Source organism: Vibrio sagamiensis NBRC 104589 (assembly GCF_007990935.1).
In the GTDB taxonomy this organism is placed as follows: domain Bacteria; phylum Pseudomonadota; class Gammaproteobacteria; order Enterobacterales; family Vibrionaceae; genus Vibrio; species Vibrio sagamiensis.
Genome location: NZ_BJXJ01000003.1, coordinates 14574 through 38107 on the forward strand (window position 1 = coordinate 14574; position 23534 = coordinate 38107).

Sequence of the window (23534 nt, forward strand, 5' to 3'; positions counted from 1 at the left end):
TGAATTATGAACAATACTATGGGGTTTTTACTCGAACAGTCTAAAGAGAAAGAAGCCCAAGCATTATTATCTTTAAACAAAGCTCAATCTGAACTTGATGGTTACTATCTTCAAGTACAACAAATTGAACAGTACCGCTTGGATTATTGTCAGCAATTGGTTGATCGAGGCAAAGAGGGACTTACTGCAAGCCAATACTGTCATTTAAACCGATTCCTGACGCAATTAGACGAGACATTATCAAAACAAAAAGAAGCAGAGCAGCATTTCAAAGAGAAGGTTGTTAACTGTCAGGAGTATTGGCTTAATATGCGTAAAGAACGTAAATCCTACGAGTGGATGGTTGAAAAGCATATTCAAAAAGAGCAAATAGAACAAGCGAGAATCGAACAGAAACAGATGGATGAATTTTCCACTCTTCTTTATAGCCGGAAACCTCGTGCTTAATGGTATATACCCAAGTGACCTCAAGATGCTTGATTCAGAGTGAGACCACTTAGGGATACACCTTGAAACTACAGAGATCACTTAATTTGCATTGATTGCACTATTGGCTGGCTTTTATTAAGTTGGCGTGATTATTGCTTTGAATCTACTCAGTTCTTTGCAAGAAAAGTGACTTATGCTGAGTCTTATGTTGTCTCTTACTCTTTGAGTTTATATAACCTTTGACCTTAAACGTTATCTTAACGAAACGAGTTGTACGCCTGATAACAAGAGTTTTTATATGAATGTGAATATGTCGAATGCGTCTGCTACCACGAAAACATCAGGGTCTGATACTGTAGCTAAAACTGTCTCTGAACCTACAGAAAAAAAAGGCTTTTTTGAGACTTTAGCTGGTGTGTTTAGTGGTTCGCAAGAAACAGAAAAAGTCCGAGCACATTCAAAGCCGAGCTCTCAGCGTCCAGAATCGGTTAAGTCAGTTAAAGGGGATGAAACTTTACACGCTGTAGATGAGCCGTCGGCTGAAAAGTCTATCACTTCAGAGGATAGCGATGAACTCGTAGCGGGCAAGAATACGAATGTGGCACTTAGCCAAGACGAGTTCGCCGCCACGGATCTAGAGGGTTCGGATACAGAACTTTTACCCTCCAGCTTGAGTTCAGCAAAAAGTGTGATGGGTGAAGGGAAGCAGTTGCTTGGTCAATTACAACAAGCTTCACAGACACTACAAAACAATAAGCCTGTTATGAATGGCGGCAAGGCATTGCCTCTTGATCAAGACATGCCGGTAATGGATGGTGAAGCAAATCTAGATACACTTAAAAAAGAAGAGCTCGATGATGACGGTTTGGCGGAACATCTAAGTATTGATGACTATGTCACACAGTCACCACTTCCTATTGATTGGCATTCACCATTTGCTGCGAATAAAACATCCGAACTGGCTGTGGATGAACTGTCCGAAGGCCATGCTTCAAAATCAGAGCAGGGTAATGTAGGTAAAGCCCTTTCCTTACCAAGTGCCACTACATTAAAGATGTTAGAAACAATTGATGCCAAACTAGGACAAGGCCAGCCTTTATCTGATCAAGAACAAGCAGTATTAGAGTCTATCAATAAGGGTGAGCTCTCCATTGATGTTTCTGAACAAAACTTGTCCCAATTGAGTGTATTACCAAATGAGACCAAATTAGCTCTGAATGATGGGTTAACTCGTCATGCTTCATCGGTTGCTGTTTCAGGATCCTCTTCAAACATTACCGGAAATAATGAATGGCAAACGTCTGCAAATCAGACGGCTCCAGTCGCAACCGTGCAGACCCAAGCAGATAAATCTGCGATGATGCCTTTGCCAGATTCGGTTTCATTCCCAGCGAATGCTCAATCTCTAGAAGGGCTTAAATTATCGACCGATATAATGAGTAAAAAGTTAACCGCAGATGGCTTGACGGCGAGTGGACTACAATCTTTATCAGAGGCCGCAGAGAAACCGGACTCTCAGTCTAATCTTGCTGGGCAGATCCAGTCGCTTGTGAATCAACAAACTGGCTTAACATCGCCAGCAGTCAAAATAGATGCAGCAGGGCAAGTCCAATCACCACTCCTGATGACGAAAGAGATGGCTGAAGATCAGGTCTCTGAAAAAATTCAAATGATGATGTCGAAAAACCTCAAAAACCTCGACATCAGATTGGATCCGCCTGAATTAGGCCGAATGCAAATCCGTATGGCAATGAATAATGATTTAGCTAATGTACATTTTACGGTATCCAATCCACAGGCGAGAGAATTGATTGAACAAACATTACCTCGTTTGAGGGAGATGTTTGCTCAGCAAGGCATGCAGCTTGCAGATTCTTCGGTCGAGCAGCAAAGCAGTGGCCAGCAACAGAACGGCTATACTCAGGCAGATCCTCAACAGGCAGGTGCTCAAGAGCGGCGCTTTTCTGGCCAGACGGATGAAAACTTTGAGGCCGAAGTCAATCTGGATTTGAATGTACCTTCAAACCATGATGGAATTAGTTTTTATGCGTAACAATACGATCCACAAATAAAGAATAACAAAGAGATATTCATGGCAGAGCAGCAAGAAGCAGGCGCTTCAAAAAGAAAATTATTTATCATATTAGCTGTAGTAGTAACCTTGCTCATCGGAGGTGGTACTGCGGCTTTTTTCTGGATGGGTGCCGATGATGCATCAAAATCAGACTCTGTACAGCCAGATCATGCGGATATGGTGGAAGAACCTATAGCTTATGTGAACCTTGCTCAACCGTTTATTTTCAATGCTAAAGGTGATAAACGTGATAGGCTAGTTCAAATTCATGCACAATTGATGGTTCGTGGAAGCGAGAATGAGCAGTTAGCCAGGTATCATTCACCATTGATTGAGAGTGCCCTGTTATCAACGTTTGCTTCGGCAACTGTCGAGCATCTTCGCTCTCCAACTGGGCGAGTTGAGTTGCGCGACCGCGCCTCTGAAGACATCAAAGCTGCATTAAAGAAAGCGGTGGGCAAACCAGTAATTGAAAAAGTACTTTTTACAGACTTTGTAATCCAATAGGTAATATGTGACTGATTTACTTAGCCAAGATGAAATAGATGCACTTCTACATGGTGTTGACGATGTTGATGACATTGACGAGATCAGTGATGGGCAAAAAGAAGGCGCAATAAACTTCGATTTCTCTTCTCAAGACAGAATAGTTCGAGGCCGGATGCCGACTCTTGAACTGATTAATGAACGCTTTGCTCGTCATATGCGCATTAGCCTATTTAATATGTTGCGTAAAACAGCTGAAGTTTCAATCAATGGTGTTCAAATGATGAAGTTTGGCGAGTATCAAAATACGCTCTATGTGCCTACTAGCCTCAACATGGTACGTTTTCGTCCATTAAAAGGTACGGCATTAATTACCATGGAGGCGCGTTTGGTATTCATCTTGGTTGAAAATTTCTTTGGTGGAGATGGTCGCTTTCATGCCAAAATTGAAGGGCGTGAATTTACTCCAACAGAACGTCGGATTATCCAACTACTACTTAAAACAGTCTTTGAAGATTATAAAGAAGCTTGGTCTCCCGTCATGGGAGTTGAATTTGAATACTTAGACTCAGAAGTTAACCCGAGCATGGCAAATATAGTCAGTCCCACTGAAGTAATCGTGGTTAGCTCATTTCATATTGAAGTCGATGGAGGTGGCGGCGATTTCCATGTCGTGATGCCTTATTCGATGGTCGAACCGATTCGTGAATTGCTCGATGCGGGTGTTCAGTCGGATAAAATGGAGACCGATGTTCGTTGGAGCTCTGCCCTACGAGTTGAAATTATGGATTGTCCAGTCAACTTTCGCGTTAACCTACTGGAGAAAGAGATTTCTTTACGTGATTTGATGGAACTGCAACCCGGAGATGTCATTCCGATTGATATGCCAGAGCATGCCACTATGTTTATTGAAGATTTACCGACATACCGTGTAAAAATGGGGCGCTCTGAAGATAAAATGGCCGTACAAATTTCTCAAGAGATTGAGCGCCCACACATAGTGAAAACCGATTTGGCATTTTTAAGCAAAGACATTATTTCTGAGCTTGATAATGATGATGAACTTAATGATTAATCAACACTTACGGCCAGATTAGAGTGCTGTAAGATTTTATGCAGGATGAAAAAATGACATCTAGTGATGATCAAAAGCTAGCAGATGAATGGGCTGCTGCACTCAGTGAAGACTCAGCAGCACCTTCAATGGATGTAGATGAAGTATTAGCTGCACCATTAGAGGAACTAAACGATACTTCTGAGTCAAGTCCTATTACCGATGATGAACGCCGTAAATTGGACACTATTATGGATATTCCTGTCACCATCTCAATGGAAGTCGGGCGTTCGCAAATCAGTATTCGTAACTTATTACAACTTAACCAGGGTTCAGTAGTTGAACTCGACCGCTTAGCAGGTGAATCATTGGATGTTTTGGTGAATGGCACGTTGATCGCTCATGGCGAAGTGGTGGTCGTAAATGATAAATTTGGTATCCGCCTTACGGACGTGATTAGCCAAACAGAACGGATTAAAAAGTTACGCTAAATGGATAACTCAGTAAATAACTCTTACAAGAAGGGAATGTATTGGCTAGCATTGGCTGGCACTCTATCTTCACCTTGTGCAATGGCAACCGGTGCCGATAGTTTGGACTTAGCGACTACATTTGGTTCTCTTGTGCTCGTCATTGGTATTATTTTATTTCTTGCATGGCTGCTTAAGCGGATGAAAGTTCCTGCCTTAGGTCAACAAAAAGGATTACGTATCGTTACTCAACTCCCCGTCGGTACTAAAGAGCGAATTGCTGTAGTCCAAGTTGGTGAAGAGCAGTTTTTAATTGGTATTACCAGCCAATCAATTCAAAATTTAGCTAAACTAGAATCACCACTCAAAGAAGAAGCATCTGAAACTGCGACTTTTGCCAGTCAATTTAGCCAGCTCATAAAAAAACATGACAAAGGATAATTTAAGTCGCGTCGCTCTTAGTGTTTGGATTCTGCTGGCTGGGATGTTGTTCTCAGCTTGGTCACTTGCCCAGCCAGATGTAGGGTCTTTACCGACTGATTTAGCGTCGGGTAGTAACGTGACGCTACAAAACATGCAAAGTGATACTGGGTCTAGTCGAGCGATGTCGGTCAATAATGGCATTCCTGCTTTTACGATGACAACCAATCCAGATGGGAGTGAAGATTACTCAGTCACACTACAGATCTTAGCTTTGATGACCATGCTGGGCTTCTTGCCCGCAATGGTTATTTTGATGACCTCATTCACTCGAATTGTCGTCGTGATGTCGATATTACGACAAGCGATGGGCTTGCAACAAACGCCTTCCAACCAAGTTATTATTGGTATAGCGCTGTTTTTGACTTTTTTTGTTATGTCGCCGGTCTTAAATGAAATCAATGACAAGGCCGTTCAACCTTATCTAAATGAGCAAGTGACAGCACGTGAAGCGTTTGACGCGGCTCAAGTACCCATAAAAGCCTTCATGCTTAAGCAGACTAGGGTTAAAGACCTCGAGACGTTTGTTAGCATGTCTGATGAAGAAGTGGCAGCACCGGAAGATGTATCAATGGCTGTTTTGATTCCCGCGTTCATTACATCTGAATTAAAAACTGCTTTCCAAATTGGTTTTATGCTCTTTTTGCCGTTTTTGATCATTGACCTTGTTGTGGCATCGGTTCTGATGGCAATGGGTATGATGATGCTTTCTCCTATGATTGTATCATTACCGTTCAAGCTGATGTTATTTGTCCTTGTTGACGGGTGGAATTTGATTCTTTCCACATTGGCTGGCAGTTTTGCTCTTTAGATTGGCACAGAGATTAGAGGGGAACCTATGACTCCTGAAATGTTTGTCGAGCTTTTCCGCGATGCTCTGTGGATGGTGCTTATCATGGTTTGTGCCATCATCATTCCAAGTTTATTGATCGGTCTTGTCGTGGCAATTTTCCAAGCTGCAACCTCAATCAACGAGCAAACCTTGAGCTTTTTACCTCGTTTAGTTATTACATTGCTGACGTTAATGTTGTTTGGGCATTGGATGACGCAAATGCTAATGGAATACTTCTTTGGCTTGATTGAACGCCTCCCTCAGGTACTGTATTAGAGTCGCGCATGGAGTATCCTACCCATATTATTTTGGACTGGCTGGCTAATTATTTTTGGCCCTATACTCGCATCTCCGCCATGCTGATGGTGATGACGGTGACCGGGGCTCGCTTTGTTTCACCCCGTATTCGACTCTACCTTGGTTTAGCCATTACTTTTGCCGTTACACCTTCGATACCTGCTGTCCCTGACACTATCGAGCTGCTCTCTTTTCGCGGCTTTATGACAGTGGTGGAACAGCTTATTATTGGGGTTGCAATGGGTATGGTGACTCAATTTGTCATTCAAACGTTCGTTTTGTTGGGGCAAATACTGGGCATGCAATCGAGTTTGGGTTTTGCCTCAATGGTGGACCCAGCAAATGGGCAAAGCACCCCATTACTTGGTCAATTATTTATGTTTCTTGCGACCATGTTTTTTCTGGCTACCGATAGCCATTTAAAAATGCTGCAATTGGTTGTCTTCAGCTTTAAGACCATCCCGATCGGTACAGGGTCGTTAAATGCGATTGACTTGCGTGAAATGGCCAACTGGTTTGGCTTGATGTTCCAAACGGCATTGACGATGTCGTTATCAGGTATCATTGCTCTTCTCACCATCAACTTATCGTTTGGTGTTATGACGCGAGCTGCTCCCCAGTTAAACATCTTCTCACTCGGATTTGCATTTGCGTTAATGGTGGGTCTATTGCTGTGCTGGTATATTTTGACAGGCTTATACAGCCATTATCAGCTGCTTTGGTCTGAGGGTGAGGCGCAAATTTGCCGCCTTATTCGGTTGGATTGCTAGGAGATCGTTTTGGCGGAATCAGACGGTCAAGAACGTACCGAAGAAGCTACCCCCCGAAGGCTTCAGCAAGCCAGAGAAAAGGGGCAAGTAGCCCGTTCTAAAGAGTTAGCTTCTGCATCAGTATTGATCGTGGGTGCTGTTTCTTTGATGTGGTTTGGTGAGGCTTTAGCTCGCGCTTTTTTTGCGGTTATGAGGCGCTTATTCTCACTACAACGTGAGGAAATCTTCGATGTTGGTAAGCTGCTTGATATCGCATTGGGTGCAATGACCGACTTGTTATTTCCATTGTTTTTGATTTTGCTGACCCTGTTTGTGGCTGCTTTGGTTGGAGCCGCTGGTGTCGGAGGCGTCAGTTTTTCCGTTGAAGCTGCGATGCCAAAATTATCGAAAATGAACCCATTGAGTGGCCTTAAGCGTATGGTTGGCATGCAAAGCTGGGTGGAGTTGATCAAATCGATTTTGAAAGTTTCTTTGGTGACTGGCGTCGCGATGTATCTTATCCATTCATCTCAAACAGATTTGATGCAACTGAGTATGGATGTTTATCCACAAAATATTTTTCATGCTCTGGATATTTTGCTGAATTTTATTTTGCTGATCAGTTGTTCTTTACTTATCGTTGTTGCGATCGATATCCCGTTTCAAATTTGGCAGCATACTGAGCAATTAAAAATGACGAAGCAAGAAGTCAAAGATGAATACAAAGAGACAGAGGGGAAGCCTGAAGTGAAAGGGCGGATTCGGATGTTGCAACGCGAGGCCGCTCAACGAAGAATGATGGCAGATGTTCCTCAAGCTGATGTGATCATTACCAACCCTGAACACTTCTCTGTTGCACTACGCTACCGACAAAATACCGACAGAGCCCCTGTAGTGATAGCTAAGGGTACAGATCATATGGCGATGAAAATTAGGGAAGTCGCGCGTGAGCACGATATTATGTTGGTCCCAGCTCCTCCTTTAGCGCGTGCGCTTTATCACACCACTGAACTTGAACAAGAAATTCCTGACGGGCTTTTTGCTGCTGTGGCACAAGTTTTAGCGTTTGTTTTCCAGCTTAAGCAATATCGTAAGAGAGGAGGGCGACGGCCTAGAATTCAGGACTACGATTTACCAATACCACCAGAACATCGTTACTAAGGTCAGTCTTTTTTCGGAAGTGCGAATGGGTACTTTATTCTCCTATACCCAAGTATCTTGAGGTTACTTGGGTATAGCTCCAGTTGGCTTTTCGAGCAAAACTTAACCTTGAACGATAAACAAACTCTCGTATTTGACTTAAAAGTGACTCAGTTTAAAAAATAATTCGTGCAGTTACAGAATAATAAATTTCATTCTGTTCAAGAGAGTGCGAATAGTTTGAGCGAATAGTCATTATTTTGTCGTGAATAATGGTCCATAGATTGCTTAAATGTTTCTAATCATCAACAATAGCAACACTGTTTGGCCACGTAGAAATATAGACTTTATCATTATCATCTTGTGAATGAAGCCATATGAACTACTCGACCGATTGAGATATCTCAACCTATGAAGTTAAACCTGCCGTTTGCAGATAAAATACCGCGAATTTCACCGCGCTCTATGCCAGCTATAGGAGCGCCAGTTATGGTATTGGCCACCTTAGCAATGGTCATATTACCCATACCTGCTTTTCTGCTCGATCTGTTCTTTACCTTTAACATTGCACTCGCCATGGTGGTGTTGCTTGTCACGGTTTATACACGTCGTCCTCTTGATTTTGCGGCTTTCCCGACTGTTTTGTTAATCGCGACATTGTTACGTTTAGCGCTAAACGTTGCATCAACTCGAGTCGTGTTACTTTATGGCCATGAAGGCGATGCGGCGGCTGGTCATGTTATCGAAGCATTTGGTAGCGTGGTCATCGGCGGTAACTATGCGGTTGGTCTGGTGGTGTTCCTCATCTTGATGATCATTAACTTTATGGTTGTCACCAAAGGTGCTGGACGTATTTCAGAAGTCAGCGCACGTTTTACTCTAGATGCTTTGCCTGGTAAACAAATGGCGATCGATGCCGACCTGAATGCTGGCTTGATTGATCAAGACCAAGCTCGTTTACGCCGCTTTGAAGTCACTAAAGAGGCTGACTTTTATGGTTCAATGGACGGTGCGTCTAAGTTCGTCAAAGGTGACGCTATTGCGGGTATTTTGATTTTATTCATCAATATTATTGGCGGCCTTTCAATTGGCATTATTCAATACGATCTTAGCTTCTCTCAAGCGATGCAGATTTACACTTTGCTTACGATCGGTGACGGTCTCGTTGCACAAATTCCTTCACTGTTGCTTTCTATCGCCGCGGCAATGATGGTGACGCGTCAAAATACAGACGAAGATATGGGTGAACAGCTGGTCTTTCAGATGTTCGACAATCCTAAAGCTTTGATGATTACCGCAGCGATCCTGGGTGTTATGGGAATCGTTCCAGGAATGCCGCATTTTGCCTTTTTATCTCTCGCGTTTATTGCCGGGGCGGGTGCCTACTGGCTGGATAAAAAGCAAAAGCAGAAAGCCAAAGAGCCTGCGTTACCATTGAAAGGTGAAGAAAACGGCGAGGCGGTGTCTCAGCGTGAATTGTCCTGGGACGATGTACAGCCGGTTGATACCATTGGTCTTGAAGTCGGTTATCGTCTCATTCCTTTAGTTGATAGAGACCAAGGTGGTGAACTTTTAGAGCGAGTGAAAGGAGTACGTAAAAAACTTTCTCAAGATTTTGGCTTCTTGATCCCAGCGGTTCATATTCGTGACAATTTAGAACTGACACCTAATAGCTACCGTATTACATTAATGGGTGTTGCTTTAGGTGAAGCTGAAATCCGCCCAGATCAAGAGTTGGCCATTAATCCCGGCCAAGTTTATGGCATGATTGAAGGTGAGCCAACTATTGATCCTGCTTTTGGGTTAGAATCTGTTTGGATTCGTGAAGAACAACGAGAACATGCTCAAGCTCTTGGCTACACTGTGGTTGACTCTTCAACAGTTTTGGCTACTCATTTAAGTCAATTACTGACGAATAATGCTTCTCAGCTCATAGGACATGAAGAAGTACAAAATTTGTTAGAAATGTTAGGACGTAGTGCTCCTAAACTGGTTGAAAATTTCGTTCCTGATCAATTGCAATTGGGAATAGTGGTAAAAGTTCTGCAGAACTTACTCAATGAGGCGATTCCGATTCGAGATATTCGTACGATTGTCCAAACATTGGCCGAATACTCAAGTAAGAGTCAAGAACCTGACATTTTGACTGCCGCTGTACGAATCAGTTTAAAGCGTCTTATTGTTCAGGAAATCAATGGGGTAGAACCAGAACTTCCCGTCATTACACTTATCCCGGAGCTGGAACAAATTTTGCATCAAACAATGCAAGCTTCGGGGGGGGAATCAGCAAGTATCGAGCCTGGGCTAGCAGAGCGATTGCAGTCTTCCTTAAGTCAAGCCACGCAGGAGCAGGAATTGAAAGGGGAGCCAGCGGTGCTTCTAACATCTGGCATATTACGCTCCACACTGGCAAAATTTGTTAAGAACACAATACCTAATCTTAGGGTGTTGTCTTACCAAGAAATTCCCGATGAGAAACAAATTAGAATTGTACAGGCCGTGGGCAATTAACCGCGTTTAACACTGAATAGGTCCAGAGTTTGAAAATTAAACGATTTTTTGGCAAAGACATGCGAGCCACTTTACTCCAAGTAAAAGAAGAGCTGGGTGCGGATGCCGTCATCATGTCAAATAAAAAAGTGGCAGGCGGTGTTGAAATTGTCGCGGCCATTGACAGCGATGCTCAAGTACCAGCAGCGACCTCTGTATCTAAACAAGTCAATCGTAATATTGGCCAATCAAATCGTTATGATGGCTACAGGCAAATGTCTCCTGCAACAGAAGAGCGCTTTCAACAGCGTGGTGTGGATGAAGATAAAATCACTTTAAGTGGTGCTGATGGAGACAAACCTTCTTCTATGACTCAGCGTTTTGCAAACATACTCAAGCAATACAACGGTCCTAGCTCTGCTGCAGATGAACATATTGCAGAAAATGAAGATTCATTATCTGCATTGTTACATAGGCAGAATAAGCACCGTGAAAATTATCGTCATGATTCACCTCAGTCTGCCTTCTTGCAACAAGATTCTCCGTTAGCCAAATTAATTGCTCAAGACAGCTATTCTGAACGTAAAACGCCGAAGTTGGACCCAACTCGTTATGAGCGTGGTCGTAGCAAGGCGGAAACATCACAGCCTTCAATTGAATTAGAAAATATGCACGACGAAATGGTTTCCATTCGTCGATTACTAGAGCATCAAGTTTCTGGTTTGATGTGGCAAGAAGTTGAGAGGAGAGAGCCATTACGAGCTATGTTGATCAAACGCTTAGAGCGTATGGGTATGTCTTCAGAGTTTGCTGATCAAATGGCATGCTACATTCCAGAAGATACAAAGCCAGCCCTAGCTTGGAAGGCATTATTATCATTAGTTGCTGATCAAATTAGTATCCCCAAGCAAGATATATTAAAACGTGGTGGCGTTGTTGCCTTGCTTGGTCCTACTGGGGTTGGTAAAACAACAACAGTGGCTAAATTAGCAGCTCGAGCGGCGATGGAATACGGAGCAGACAATGTTGCACTTGTCACAACAGATACCTATCGTATTGGTGCACATGAACAGCTTTCTATTTATGGAAGGATTATGGGATGCCCCGTAAGAGTTGCTAAAGATTCTCAAGAGCTTGCCGATGTAATATATCAGTTAAGAAACAGAAAACTGATCTTAGTTGATACTGCTGGAATGGGGCAGCGAGATGTTAGATTATCTGAGCAGCTAGACACTCTCATGCATGAGAGTGGTGAAGTAATTCACAGTTACTTGGTTTTGCCTGCTACTGCGCAACGACGTGTGCTGCAAGAAACGTTGGAGCATTTCAGGCGTATACCGCTTTCAGGTTGTATATTAACCAAGCTTGATGAATCACTCAGTTTGGGAGAATTCATTAGTGTCGTTATTCAGAATGCTATGCCTGTGGCTTATATTGCCAATGGGCAGCGTGTACCTGAAGATATTGTAATGGCTCAACCTAAATATATGGTTGCGAAAGCAAATGAATTATTAGAAATGTCGGCTGAGAGTGAACCCCACTTTTGGAATAGTGATAGTGAAGGACTCTAGAGAGACAGATGACTATGACTGAGAATATGATACATGATCAAGCAAGCGGCCTACGTCGTTTAACACAGCCCTCCCTGACCAAAGTAATTGCAATTACTGGAGGTAAGGGTGGCGTGGGTAAATCAAACGTAACACTAGGCCTGGCGATTTGTATGGCTCGGCAAGGCAAGAAAGTGATGGTTCTCGATGCTGACTTAGGCCTAGCGAATGTTGATGTTATGCTAGGCATTCGTTCGAAAAGAAACTTAGGGCATGTCTTGGCTGGAGAGTGTGAACTAAAAGATGCGATTGTTGAAGGTCCTTATGGTATAAAAATTATTCCCGCCACATCCGGTACACAAAGCATGACAGAACTTTCTTATGCTCAGCATGCAGGTTTGATCCGAGCTTTCGGCAGTATAGAAGACGAGATGGATGTGCTATTAATCGATACAGCTGCTGGGATTTCGGATATGGTTGTCAGTTTTTCGCGAGCAGCTCAGGATGTTGTCGTTGTAGTATGCGATGAACCAACATCGATTACCGATGCATATGCTTTGATCAAGCTTTTGAGCAAAGAACATCAAGTACAGCGCTTCAAAGTGGTGGCGAATATGGTCCGAAGTTACCGTGAAGGAAGGGGGGTATTTGCTAAATTGACCTTAGTCACTGAACGCTTTTTAAATGTCAGCCTTGAACTTGTCGCCTGTGTACCATTAGATGACAATGTAAGACAAGCCGTGAAACGTCAAAAAATTGTCGTCGACGCTTTTCCTCGTTCACCAGCTGCTTTAGCGATAAGCTCTTTGGCTAACAAAGCACTGACTTGGCCGTTGCCTAAATCGCCTAGTGGCCACTTGGAATTTTTTGTAGAGAGGCTGCTTAATCGTACTGAATTTACAGAGGATACATTGGGTGAGTAGTTCGATTACTTATAATCAACATGGTAGATTGAATAGCCAGCAAGCATTTATTCAACGTTATTCAGTGTTGGTTAAACGTATTGCTCATCATTTACTGGGTCGTCTGCCTCCGAGTGTTCAAGTCGATGATTTAATTCAGGCTGGAATGATTGGTCTTTTAGAAGCTCAACAGAACTACGATGCTTCTAAGGGGGCAAGTTTTGAAACTTATGCTGGCATTAGGATTCGTGGTGCAATGCTGGATGATATTCGCAAAGGGGATTGGGTTCCTCGTTCTGTGCATAAGTACAACCGTGAAGTAAATCAAGCGATTGCTGAATTAGAAAATCTTTTAAACCGAGAACCTGTCGATGCAGAAGTTGCAGCTCATCTCGGAATGTCTTTAGAGCAGTACCATAATGTTCTAACCGACATAAACGGCGCAAAATTGGTGGGTATTGAAGATTTAGGCGTCTCGGATGATGTAATATCACCGGTAGACAATAGTGATGACAGTAATCCTTTTCAGGGCGTCGCTGATGAATCATTCCGCCAAGCGTTAGTTGATTCAATTAAGCAGCTGCCCGAAAGAGAAGCATTAGTTCTTTCGTTGTATTATGACGAAGAACTTAATTTAAAAGAAATTGGTGAAGTATTAGGAGTGAGTGAATCTCGAGTTAGCCAGATACTGAGCCAATCCATGCAACGTCTACGCACAAAGCTAAGTGCGTGGACAAAAAATGACTAAATACACTGATTTACGCTTCAGTGGAGGCAACTTTGAATAAAAATATGAAGATCCTTATTGTTGATGACTTTTCAACAATGCGACGTATTGTAAAAAACCTACTTCGTGACTTGGGTTTCAATAATACCCAAGAAGCGGATGATGGCTTGACGGCGCTGCCAATGCTAAAAAAAGGCGATTTTGACTTTGTCGTGACTGATTGGAACATGCCAGGAATGCAAGGGATCGATCTGCTAAAGCACATTCGTTCAGATGCTTCTTTGAAGCACCTCCCAGTGCTTATGATCACTGCAGAAGCAAAGCGTGAACAGATTATCGAAGCTGCACAAGCAGGAGTTAATGGATACATCGTTAAACCATTTACTGCAGCGACATTAAAAGAAAAATTAGATAAAGTATTTGAGCGTTTATAAGCCTAGCTTATTCATTCAAACCTTTCAGCTCTGAAACCTTTCTACTCTGAAAGTATTCAGAGGCTTTTCATGTCAGCGATATCAAAGTAACAAAGAAAGCAATAAAAGCAAAAGGGTCTATCAAGCATGATCTCAATAGAGCAAGCGAAGTCACTCGTTGAAATGCTAGAAAATGGTGAACAAAACCAAGCCAATGCGCTGGTGGCATCTATCTATGAAAGTGATGGAAATCCAATGTTTAATGAAGTTGGAGCATTAACCCGAGATCTTCATGATTCATTAAAACAGTTCAGTATTGATCAGCGTATGAGTGAAATTGCGCAAGCAGAGATTCCCGATGCCAAAGATCGTTTACAATATGTCATTGATAAAACAGAGCAGGCAGCTAATAAAACCATGGATGCCGTAGATTACTGCTTTCCAATTGCAGATAATTTGCATAATGGTTTGTTGCAAGTACGTCCTCAGTGGAATTCCCTTATGCATGGTCACATCGAGCTGAAAGAGTTTAAGGTGCTTTGCCACCGGGTCGATGACTTGTTGACTCAGGTAGAAGGAGATAGTACGGAATTGCGTAGTCAGTTAACAGACATTCTTATGGCGCAAGATTTTCAGGATCTTACGGGTCAGACTATTCGTCGTGTTATTGCTTTAGTTAATGAAGTTGAAGATCGTTTAATTGAGATTTTAACCATATTTTCTAGCTCAAATTTGGAGCCTAAAGAGCAAACAACGCTTGAATCGTTACAAACGACACTGAAACCTAACAGCGAAGCAGAAGGCCCAATCCTTAACCCTGAATTAAGGGAAGATGCAGTCTCATCACAGGATGAAGTTGATGACTTATTGTCCAGTCTTGGATTTTAAAGGAAACGTATGAGCTACGATTTAGATGAAGATATTCTTCAAGACTTTTTAATAGAAGCGGGAGAAATTCTCGAGCTTCTTTCTGAACAGCTAGTTGAATTGGAAAATAACCCAGAAGATAAAGATCTCCTAAACGCAATTTTCCGCGGCTTTCATACAGTAAAGGGTGGTGCAGGCTTCTTATCATTAGCTGAATTGGTAGATACCTGCCATGGCGCAGAGAACGTTTTTGATGTATTGCGAAATGGTCAGCGCTCAGTAACACCTAGCTTAATGGATACCATGCTTAAGGCATTAGATACTGTTAACTTGCAATTTCAAGCAGTACAAGAACAGAAAGCGCTTGAAGCTGCCGCCCCTGAGTTATTGAATGAGCTGCATCGCTTGTGCAAACCAGAATCAGAAGATGAAGGTGTTATGCTCGCTGAAGTAGCAACGATAATTTCAGAGCCTGTCATACCTGAAACTTTAGCCGGCTCTGATGCGTCGGAAGTGAGTAGTAGCGTTAGTGCTCTTGATGATATTACCCAAGACGAATTTGAAAAGTTATTGGATGAATTGCACGGAAGAGGTAGCGGTCCTAGCGTTCAACCTGTGGCTCCAACATCGTATAAGCACGTCGATGCCTCGGTTGACATTGATAATGGTGATATTACCGATGATGAGTTTGAAAGTTTGCTTGATGAACTTCATGGTATAGGTAAAAGCCCTTCTAATGGGAATAACCCAACAGCGATTTGCGTTGATGGACAGAAAAGCCACACTGCACTAGAAAGTGATGCAAATGGTAGTGACTTCATGACTGATGATGAGTTTGAAAAGCTATTAGATGAATTACACGGTACAGGCCAAGGACCATCGGTGGAAGAACTGGATTTTGCAACTAAGCCAGTATCCGCTAACGCTGTCCCTCAAATTGAATCTAGACTAGAATCGTCTCAACCAGCTTCTAAAGTACCTCCGGCACCCAATAATAAACCTAAACCGGTGACAACAAAAGAAGAAGTAAAAACAGCAGCTTCGCCAACTAAAAAAACACAAGCTGAAGCAACGGTCCGTGTTGATACATCCACTCTCGATACGATTATGAATATGGTAGGTGAGTTGGTTTTAGTTCGTAACCGTCTGCTGAGCCTTGGTTTAAGTAGCAACAATGAAGAAATGTCAAAAGCAGTAGCTAATCTTGACGTTGTGACTGCTGATCTTCAGGGTGCAGTGATGAAGACGCGGATGCAGCCGATAAAAAAAGTGTTTGGACGTTTCCCTCGTGTTGTTCGTGATTTGGCACGTAATTTAAACAAAGATATTGTTTTGGAAATGCGCGGTGAAGAAACAGACCTAGACAAAAACTTGGTTGAAGCATTAGCCGATCCCTTGATTCACTTGGTTAGAAATTCTGTCGATCATGGGATTGAAATGCCAGATGATCGTGCCAGAGCTGGAAAGTCCCAAACAGGTAAAGTAACGTTATCCGCTTCACAAGAAGGTGATCATATTAACTTAGCCATTGTCGATGATGGTGGCGGTATGGATCCTGAAAAGTTACGAAGTATTGCCGTCAAACGAGGTATGATGGATGAAGATGCTGCCGCACGTTTATCAGATAAAGAATGTTTTAATCTGATTTTTGCACCTGGTTTTTCAAGCAAAGATAAGATCTCTGATATCTCTGGCCGAGGTGTTGGTATGGATGTTGTAAAAACAGCGATCAATACTCTGAATGGTTCAATTGATATTGATTCTAAGTTGGGAGAAGGAACAAAGATCACAATTAAAGTACCACTTACTCTCGCAATTCTTCCAACACTTATGGTTGGTGTAGGTGGCAATCCTTTTGCGCTACCATTAGCATCGGTGAATGAAATCTTCCATTTGGATCTCAGTCGAACGAATGTGGTTGACGGGCAATTAACAATCATTGTTCGTGATAAATCCATTCCATTATTTTATTTACAGAACTGGTTGACCTCTAAGTCACCTCGATTGGAAAAGCAGCAGGGCCATGGTCATGTTGTTATCGTCCAGATCGGCAGTCAGCGTGTTGGCTTTGTTGTAGATACATTAATCGGACAAGAAGAAGTCGTCATTAAACCACTGGATAATCTTTTGCAAGGAACTCCAGGTATGGCCGGAGCAACGATAACCAGTGACGGTCACATCGCTTTGATTCTTGATGTGCCAGATTTACTCAAGCAGTATGCTGCAGCTTCGCGTATTTAAGCGAAATAGAAAGTTAAAGGTTACAGAGGACAAAAATGGCGATTAAAGTACTGGTTGTTGATGACTCGAGTTTTTTCCGTCGTCGTGTAAGCGAGATCATTAACTCAAATCCGCGTCTTGAAGTGATAGATGTTGCCGTAAATGGTAGAGAAGCAATAGAAAAAGCACAAACTTTAAGGCCTGATGTCATCACGATGGATGTTGAAATGCCGGTAATGGATGGCATTACTGCTGTACGTGAGATTATGTCATCATCTCCAACACCTATCTTAATGTTTTCTTCTTTAACCCAAGATGGGGCTAAGGCTACTTTAGAGGCATTAGATGCTGGTGCCTTGGATTTTTTACCCAAGAAATTTGAAGATATCGCTCGAAATCGTGACGAGGCAACCACACTATTACAGCAGCGAGTTATCCAAATTGCGGCAAAGCGTGTTTTGATACGTCGATCAATAGTCAAGCCTGTAGTTACAGCGGAAAAAAATGTCACCGAGTGTACTTCATTGGAACGTTCTGTCGCTCGAACTAACACGGTATCAACTTCTGTATATAATCGCTCTGTTTTGAAAAAGTGTAGAGCTTCAGGTAAAAAATATCGTCTTACTGCAATAGGAACGTCAACAGGAGGCCCTGTTGCGTTACAGAAAATATTGGCAGACTTACCTGCTAATTACCCACATCCCATTTTGTTGATTCAACATATGCCCGCAACGTTTACAGCGGCGTTTGCAAGTCGTTTGAATTCATTGTGCAAGATTCAAGTTAAAGAAGCCAACGATGGTGATGTTCTTCAAGCCGGAGTTGCTTATTTGGCTCCAGGTGGTAAGCAAATGATGGTTGATGGGAGAGCTGGAACTGCGCGCCTTCGTATTATTGATGGTGGTGACCGGATGAACTACAAACCTTGCGTTGATGTGACATTTGGCTCTGCAGCAAAGATCTTTGGCGAAAGTGTATTATCAATAGTGCTTACAGGCATGGGTGCGGATGGGCGTGAAGGGGCGAGAATGCTGAAAGCAGCAGGCTCAACTATTTGGGCGCAAGATGAAGAAAGTTGTGTCGTTTATGGTATGCCACAAGCTGTCGCTAAAGCTGGAATTTCATCCGAAGATATACCGCTTGAACAGATTGCTGAACGAATGCTAATTGAAGTAGGCTTAGGGTAGGAAATTACATGATCGTTTGGAGCGTAGCTAACCAAAAAGGTGGTGTTGGGAAAACAACATCAACGGTGACTTTAGCAGGTTTGTTGAGTCAAAAAGGCCATCGTGTTTTGATGGTTGATACTGACCCTCACGCGTCACTGACAACCTATCTTGGTTACGACTCAGATGGTCTCACTTTTAGCTTATTTGACTTATTTCAGTTAAGCAGCTTTTCTCGAGAGACGGTAAAGCCATTAATTTTACAAACCGAGCTGCAAGGAATGGATCTTATTCCGGCTCATATGTCATTGGCTACACTCGACCGTGTGATGGGTAATCGAGGCGGAATGGGCCTTGTCTTGAAACGTGCCCTAGCTTCAGTATCACAAGATTATGATTATGTATTAATTGATTGCCCACCTATTTTAGGAGTGATGATGGTCAATGCATTGGCAGCCAGTGATCGTATTTTGATACCTGTTCAAACCGAATTTTTAGCAATGAAAGGGCTAGAGCGAATGATCCGTACTTTAACGATCATGCAAAAGTCTAGACCAACAGTGTTTAAAGTGACGATTGTACCAACGATGTATGATAAACGAACCAAAGCTTCGTTACAGACACTTCTCCAGCTGAAGCGTGATTATCCAGATCAAGTATGGACTTCTGCTGTTCCAATTGATACCAAATTTAGGGATGCAAGTTTGAAGCGTTTGCCTGCTTCACACTTTGCATCAGGAAGCCGTGGTGTATTTGCTTACAAACAACTTCTGATTTACTTGCAGAGGTTATCATTTGATGAGCAATAAAAATATCCTTTCGAGTGAGCGAGCTCTTGATGATTATTTTCATGCATTGTTAGATGAAGAGCCTACAATACACGAAGAATTTGACGTTGTTGCTAAGCAACAACATGCTCCAGAGCCAGAGCCAGAGCCAGAGCCAGAGCCAGAGCCACAAAAGCAGCGGAAAGGCTCGACACAGAACTTTAAGTCATATCATGAAGTATATGCATATGATGTTGACCCACCAAATTTAGAAGGTGTGCAGCGTTTACTCAAAGATCTTGAATCGCACCACTCTGTTTCTCTGTGTGAAGTAGAAGATGTTTCTGTACAAAATAAGGTTGAGCTAAAAAGCGAAAATAATACCGACGTTATTCGCGTCGTAGAAGAAATCCAAGAATGGGATATGTCGGAGATTGAACCATCGACGATAGCATCACTAAAAACGGAATCTTCCATTGCTATTAAGTCCGAGACTATCTTACTCGAAACAAGCAAGATTGACACAGAGGATCAATCTGCAACGATTTTGCAAAATTCACGAGAAACGGAAGTAATACCTTGTGAACATTGGCAAAGCCCTTACCGTAGTGAAGATTTTCAAGTGTTGTACTTTGAAGTGAGTAACATCATGTTTGCAGTCCCACTCGATGAACTTGGGGGGATTCACCAAATGGCAGAGCTGAGTCATCTGATTGGACGGCCAGCTTGGTATTTAGGCCTTCAAATGAGCCGAGAACAACAGTTTGATGTGGTGGATACAGCAAAGTGGGTCATGGCAGATAAACTAGCTGATGAAGATTACAAAGCCAATTACCAACATATTATCATACTCGGAGAGAGCATGTGGGGACTGGCAAGTCATCAACTCAGAGGCACAGAAAAACTCTGTGCCAATAGTGTTCGTTGGCGAGAAAAAGCAGGAAAACGCCCTTGGTTAGCGGGTATGGTAAAAGAAAAAATGTGTGCTTTGATTCATGTCCAAGCACTTATAGAGATGCTGGACGCAGGTTTAGATGTCAAAGCAATGAATTAGAATTTGGTCGGGAACGATATTAACAAGGATTAATTATGTCTCAAGCTTTTGAAGTAGAAATGAAGAAAAACGCATCGAATGATGAGGTACTTCAGTGGGTGACGTTCCAATTGGAAGAAGAAACATACGGTATTAACGTGATGCAAGTCCGTGAAGTACTTCGTTATACTGAAATTGCACCCGTCCCAGGTGCTCCAGACTATGTTTTAGGTATCATTAATCTACGTGGTAGCGTAGTGACAGTGATTGACACCCGCTCACGTTTTAATCTGATGGAAGGTGAAGTGACAGATAACACTCGAATTATTGTTATTGAGTCTGAACATCAAGTTATTGGTATATTAGTGGATAGTGTTGCAGAGGTTGTTTACTTGCGCTCTTCAGAAATTGACACAACGCCATCGGTAGGAACAGATGAGAGTTCGAAGTTTATCCAAGGTGTTAGTAACCGAGACGGAAACCTACTCATTTTAGTTGATTTAAATAAGTTACTTAGCAATGATGAATGGCACGAAATGGCTCATCTTTAATAGTGTGAAAGGCAATGTCTGATTATCCCTCTTTGCACTTACTGCTTATTGCTGTTGGTGCACTATCATTGGTTTTTATCGTACTTCTTTTGTTAATTCTTCGCATTAGGGTAGGGCTGCGAAGACAAGTAGAACAACAACGCATTAGAGCACGAAATAGTGATAAAGAATGTCAAAAGTTGAGTAAGCAGTTGTTGGAATTACGTTCAGTTGTTGTTGGCTTGGGAAATAAAGTCACAGAGCAGCAAAATGAATTGCAACACCTTCATGAGCGCACTCGAGAGTTAGAACATGCGGATACTGATGGGCGACTCTATAGTAGAGCGACCAAAATGGTCCAGTTAGGAGCTGACATCAATGAACTTATAGAAGAGTGTGAGTTACCAAAAGCAGAAGCTGAACTTATGCTTTCTTTACAAAAAAAGTTAGCCGGTGAAGAAAAAATTCCTCCTTTGAGTGGCCAACCTTTCGATGATTATCCTCATCGGCCTAGAAGTCGACGTAAATAAAAAAGAAGCAGAGGCTTCTTTTTTTTTAAATTCAGTTTGAAACGGTATAGCAATTAACATGTGCGATTTGTGATATTGAATGAGCAAAAAGCCACCGGGTCATTCACTTCAACGTTTTGTTGTCCTATTTTGTCTTTACAAAGCTGTGTTAGTATAAGTTCTCGTTCACTTTTTAGTTGAAGTTCTATGTTAGAAGTCTTTAACCTTACTGCAATTCGTGATGAGCGGGTTCTATTCGAAAACCTAAAATTTGAAGTTAAATCAGGTGAATTGGTTCAAATTGAAGGGCGCAATGGTACGGGTAAAACGACGTTACTACGAATCATTGCAGGCTTAGCAGACAGAGATGATGGATTCATCAAGTGGAAAGACGAGCAGATTGAACAATGCAGGGATGTTTTTCATCAGGATTTGCTCTTTTTAGGTCATCAAACAGGTGTTAAGCGAGATTTGACGGCATTAGAAAATTTGAAGTTCTATCAAGCCATTCATAATATCCCGACCTCTGATGAATCACTGTTTTCTGTATTGGCTCAAGTCGGGCTCGCGGGGCGAGAAGACGTATTGGTTGGTCAACTTTCTGCAGGCCAACAGCGTCGCGTTGCCCTAGCCAGACTTTGGCTAAGTAATCAGCTTTTATGGATTTTAGACGAGCCCCTTACAGCAATAGATAAACAAGGCGTTCAAGTGTTGGAGTCTCTCTTTTTAGCCCATACACAACAAGGAGGGATTGTGATACTCACTACCCATCAAGATATGTTCACAGATAACCCTCTTCTCAGAAAAATTAAGCTAGGTGACTAGATGATTTCGTCGATGATGACCATTATTCGACGCGAATTGCTGATCGCATTTCGTCGTCAAGCCGATATCCTCAATCCTCTGTGGTTTTTTATTATTGTGATTACCCTCTTCCCTCTAGGAGTTGGTCCAGCCGGTGATTTATTAGCACGTATTGCTGCGGGCATTATTTGGGTTGCGGCTTTGTTGTCTGCTTTATTGTCATTGGAACGACTATTTCGAGATGATTTTCAAGATGGTGCATTAGAGCAGATGATGCTGATGCCGATACCTCTGCAACTTGTTATTATTTCAAAGGTAATCGCACATTGGCTGCTGACTGGTTTGCCTTTGATTTTGATCAGCCCATTGATAGCCATTTTATTATCCTTAGATTTTAATACTTGGTTAGCGGTTGTATTTACACTGATGGTAGGCACACCTACATTAAGTTTTATTGGCGCTATTGGTGTTGCACTGACCGTTGGTTTACAAAAGGGAGGGGTGCTATTGAGTTTACTGCTTTTACCTTTATTTACTCCAATTCTGATCTTTGCGACTGCTGCAATTGATGCCGCTTCACTGGGTATGGCGTATAACGGTCAGTTAGCAATTTTAGGTGCGATGCTGGTTGCAGCAATGACATTGACCCCTTTTGCTATCAGTGCATCTTTGAGAATTAGTGTGAACTAGCACGAAAAATACAAATATATGGTGCTCGATCAAAGAATTATTCTCCAAGCACTGCTACGGTCTCTGCCGTATTAAATAGTATTCTTGAAGTAAGAGCGAGAACTAAACATGTGGAAATGGTTACATCCTTATGCCAAACCTGAAACCGCTTATCAATTGAGTGGTAAGCTCCTACCTTGGTTTGCTGGGTTAGCACTTGTCTGTTTGTCGATTGGAACTATTTGGGGATTAGCTTTTGCCCCTGCAGATTATCAGCAAGGTGATAGTTTTCGAATCATCTATATACATGTCCCTGCTGCAATTTGGTCGATGGGCGTGTATTTATCGATGGCCATTGCTGCTTTCATCGGCTTTGTTTGGCAAATACGCTTGTCAGAATTGGCAGCATTAGCTATGGCTCCAATTGGTGCAGTGTTTACTTTTATTGCTCTTCTAACAGGTGCTATATGGGGTAAACCGATGTGGGGAACTTGGTGGGAATGGGATGCTCGATTAACATCAGAATTAATTCTTCTCTTTCTTTATTTGGGCGTTATTGCCTTATATCACGCTTTTGATGACCAAAAATCAGCAGCCAAGGCAGCGGGAGTTTTGGCTATGGTCGGAGTTGTTAACTTACCGATTATCCACTTTTCAGTTGAGTGGTGGAACACCCTTCATCAGGGAGCAACAATTACAAAATTCGAGAAACCATCAATTTCATCCAACATGCTATGGCCTTTGCTGTCGAACATTTTTGGCTTCGCTTTTTTCTTTGCTGCGATCACTATGATTCGCTTCCGCAATGAAATTATCAGTAAAGAAAGTTATCGCCCTTGGGTACGTAAACTTGCGATTGAAAAAACTCAGTGAGGT

Annotated in this window: 25 protein-coding genes; all 25 read left to right on the forward strand. The window is 42.4% G+C overall.

Annotated features, from left to right (window positions below):
• Positions 1 to 6: 6 nt before the first annotated feature.
• The 25 genes from fliJ (at position 7) to VSA01S_RS02360 (ending at position 23531) form a co-directional block, all read left to right on the forward strand.
• Positions 7 to 447: a flagellar export protein FliJ gene (gene fliJ / locus VSA01S_RS02240; protein ID WP_039980132.1), complete on the forward strand. Its 441-nt coding sequence runs from the start codon at positions 7 to 9 to the stop codon at positions 445 to 447.
• Between the two features lie 280 nt (positions 448 to 727).
• Positions 728 to 2482: a flagellar hook-length control protein FliK gene (locus VSA01S_RS02245; protein ID WP_039980133.1), complete on the forward strand. Its 1755-nt coding sequence runs from the start codon at positions 728 to 730 to the stop codon at positions 2480 to 2482.
• A 39-nt stretch (positions 2483 to 2521) separates the two neighbouring features.
• Complete coding sequence (fliL, locus tag VSA01S_RS02250; protein WP_039980134.1) at positions 2522 to 3010, forward strand: flagellar basal body-associated protein FliL; 489 nt, start codon at positions 2522 to 2524, stop codon at positions 3008 to 3010.
• 7 nt (positions 3011 to 3017) lie between these two features.
• Complete coding sequence (gene fliM, locus VSA01S_RS02255; RefSeq protein WP_039980135.1) at positions 3018 to 4064, forward strand: flagellar motor switch protein FliM; 1047 nt, start codon at positions 3018 to 3020, stop codon at positions 4062 to 4064.
• Between the two features lie 53 nt (positions 4065 to 4117).
• Positions 4118 to 4534: a flagellar motor switch protein FliN gene (gene fliN, locus VSA01S_RS02260; protein ID WP_039980137.1), complete on the forward strand. Its 417-nt coding sequence runs from the start codon at positions 4118 to 4120 to the stop codon at positions 4532 to 4534.
• Positions 4535 to 4570: 36 nt separating this feature from the next.
• Positions 4571 to 4954, forward strand: coding sequence for a flagellar biosynthetic protein FliO (gene fliO, locus VSA01S_RS02265; protein WP_050567285.1), 384 nt, complete (start codon positions 4571 to 4573; stop codon positions 4952 to 4954).
• Positions 4941 to 5804 (forward strand): flagellar type III secretion system pore protein FliP, encoded by an 864-nt coding sequence (gene fliP / locus VSA01S_RS02270; protein ID WP_039980139.1) that lies wholly within the window; start codon positions 4941 to 4943, stop codon positions 5802 to 5804. The genes fliO and fliP overlap by 14 nt, the downstream gene beginning before the upstream one ends.
• Before the next feature lie 27 nt (positions 5805 to 5831).
• Positions 5832 to 6101 carry a flagellar biosynthesis protein FliQ gene (gene fliQ / locus VSA01S_RS02275; RefSeq protein WP_039980140.1) on the forward strand — a complete coding sequence of 90 codons (270 nt, stop codon included), beginning with the start codon at positions 5832 to 5834 and terminating at the stop codon, positions 6099 to 6101.
• Between the two features lie 8 nt (positions 6102 to 6109).
• Positions 6110 to 6892 (forward strand): flagellar biosynthetic protein FliR, encoded by a 783-nt coding sequence (gene fliR, locus VSA01S_RS02280; protein ID WP_039980141.1) that lies wholly within the window; start codon positions 6110 to 6112, stop codon positions 6890 to 6892.
• Positions 6893 to 6901: 9 nt separating this feature from the next.
• Complete coding sequence (gene flhB / locus VSA01S_RS02285; RefSeq protein WP_039980142.1) at positions 6902 to 8032, forward strand: flagellar biosynthesis protein FlhB; 1131 nt, start codon at positions 6902 to 6904, stop codon at positions 8030 to 8032.
• Positions 8033 to 8422: 390 nt separating this feature from the next.
• Positions 8423 to 10522 carry a flagellar biosynthesis protein FlhA gene (flhA, locus tag VSA01S_RS02290; protein ID WP_039980143.1) on the forward strand — a complete coding sequence of 700 codons (2100 nt, stop codon included), beginning with the start codon at positions 8423 to 8425 and terminating at the stop codon, positions 10520 to 10522.
• Between the two features lie 29 nt (positions 10523 to 10551).
• Complete coding sequence (gene flhF / locus VSA01S_RS02295; RefSeq protein WP_039980144.1) at positions 10552 to 12072, forward strand: flagellar biosynthesis GTPase FlhF; 1521 nt, start codon at positions 10552 to 10554, stop codon at positions 12070 to 12072.
• A 14-nt stretch (positions 12073 to 12086) separates the two neighbouring features.
• The gene (locus VSA01S_RS02300; RefSeq protein ID WP_039980208.1) at positions 12087 to 12974 is read left to right on the forward strand and encodes a MinD/ParA family protein; all 888 of its coding nucleotides are present in this window, start codon (positions 12087 to 12089) and stop codon (positions 12972 to 12974) included.
• Positions 12967 to 13701: an RNA polymerase sigma factor FliA gene (locus VSA01S_RS02305; protein WP_039980145.1), complete on the forward strand. Its 735-nt coding sequence runs from the start codon at positions 12967 to 12969 to the stop codon at positions 13699 to 13701. Before VSA01S_RS02300 ends, VSA01S_RS02305 begins: the two co-directional genes overlap by 8 nt.
• Positions 13702 to 13745: 44 nt before the next feature.
• The gene (gene cheY, locus VSA01S_RS02310) at positions 13746 to 14114 is read left to right on the forward strand and encodes a chemotaxis response regulator CheY (protein WP_039980146.1); all 369 of its coding nucleotides are present in this window, start codon (positions 13746 to 13748) and stop codon (positions 14112 to 14114) included.
• Between the two features lie 126 nt (positions 14115 to 14240).
• Entirely contained in the window at positions 14241 to 14981 is a 741-nt protein-coding gene (locus VSA01S_RS02315) for a protein phosphatase CheZ (RefSeq protein WP_039980147.1), read from the forward strand.
• Between the two features lie 9 nt (positions 14982 to 14990).
• The gene (locus VSA01S_RS02320) at positions 14991 to 17201 is read left to right on the forward strand and encodes a chemotaxis protein CheA (protein ID WP_039980148.1); all 2211 of its coding nucleotides are present in this window, start codon (positions 14991 to 14993) and stop codon (positions 17199 to 17201) included.
• Between the two features lie 35 nt (positions 17202 to 17236).
• Positions 17237 to 18367 (forward strand): protein-glutamate methylesterase/protein-glutamine glutaminase, encoded by a 1131-nt coding sequence (locus VSA01S_RS02325; protein WP_039980149.1) that lies wholly within the window; start codon positions 17237 to 17239, stop codon positions 18365 to 18367.
• 8 nt (positions 18368 to 18375) lie between these two features.
• Positions 18376 to 19155, forward strand: coding sequence for a ParA family protein (locus VSA01S_RS02330; protein WP_039980150.1), 780 nt, complete (start codon positions 18376 to 18378; stop codon positions 19153 to 19155).
• Complete coding sequence (locus VSA01S_RS02335) at positions 19145 to 20167, forward strand: chemotaxis protein CheW (protein WP_039980151.1); 1023 nt, start codon at positions 19145 to 19147, stop codon at positions 20165 to 20167. The genes VSA01S_RS02330 and VSA01S_RS02335 overlap by 11 nt, the downstream gene beginning before the upstream one ends.
• A gap of 35 nt (positions 20168 to 20202) precedes the next feature.
• Positions 20203 to 20697 carry a chemotaxis protein CheW gene (locus tag VSA01S_RS02340; protein ID WP_039980152.1) on the forward strand — a complete coding sequence of 165 codons (495 nt, stop codon included), beginning with the start codon at positions 20203 to 20205 and terminating at the stop codon, positions 20695 to 20697.
• A 14-nt stretch (positions 20698 to 20711) separates the two neighbouring features.
• Positions 20712 to 21206 (forward strand): DUF2802 domain-containing protein, encoded by a 495-nt coding sequence (locus VSA01S_RS02345; RefSeq protein ID WP_039980154.1) that lies wholly within the window; start codon positions 20712 to 20714, stop codon positions 21204 to 21206.
• Positions 21207 to 21392: 186 nt separating this feature from the next.
• Positions 21393 to 22010 carry a cytochrome c biogenesis heme-transporting ATPase CcmA gene (gene ccmA, locus VSA01S_RS02350; RefSeq protein WP_039980155.1) on the forward strand — a complete coding sequence of 206 codons (618 nt, stop codon included), beginning with the start codon at positions 21393 to 21395 and terminating at the stop codon, positions 22008 to 22010.
• Positions 22011 to 22679, forward strand: coding sequence for a heme exporter protein CcmB (gene ccmB, locus VSA01S_RS02355; RefSeq protein WP_039980156.1), 669 nt, complete (start codon positions 22011 to 22013; stop codon positions 22677 to 22679).
• A gap of 108 nt (positions 22680 to 22787) precedes the next feature.
• Positions 22788 to 23531, forward strand: a complete 744-nt coding sequence (locus VSA01S_RS02360) for a heme ABC transporter permease (protein ID WP_039980158.1) — start codon at positions 22788 to 22790, stop codon at positions 23529 to 23531.
• Positions 23532 to 23534: the final 3 nt, after the last annotated feature.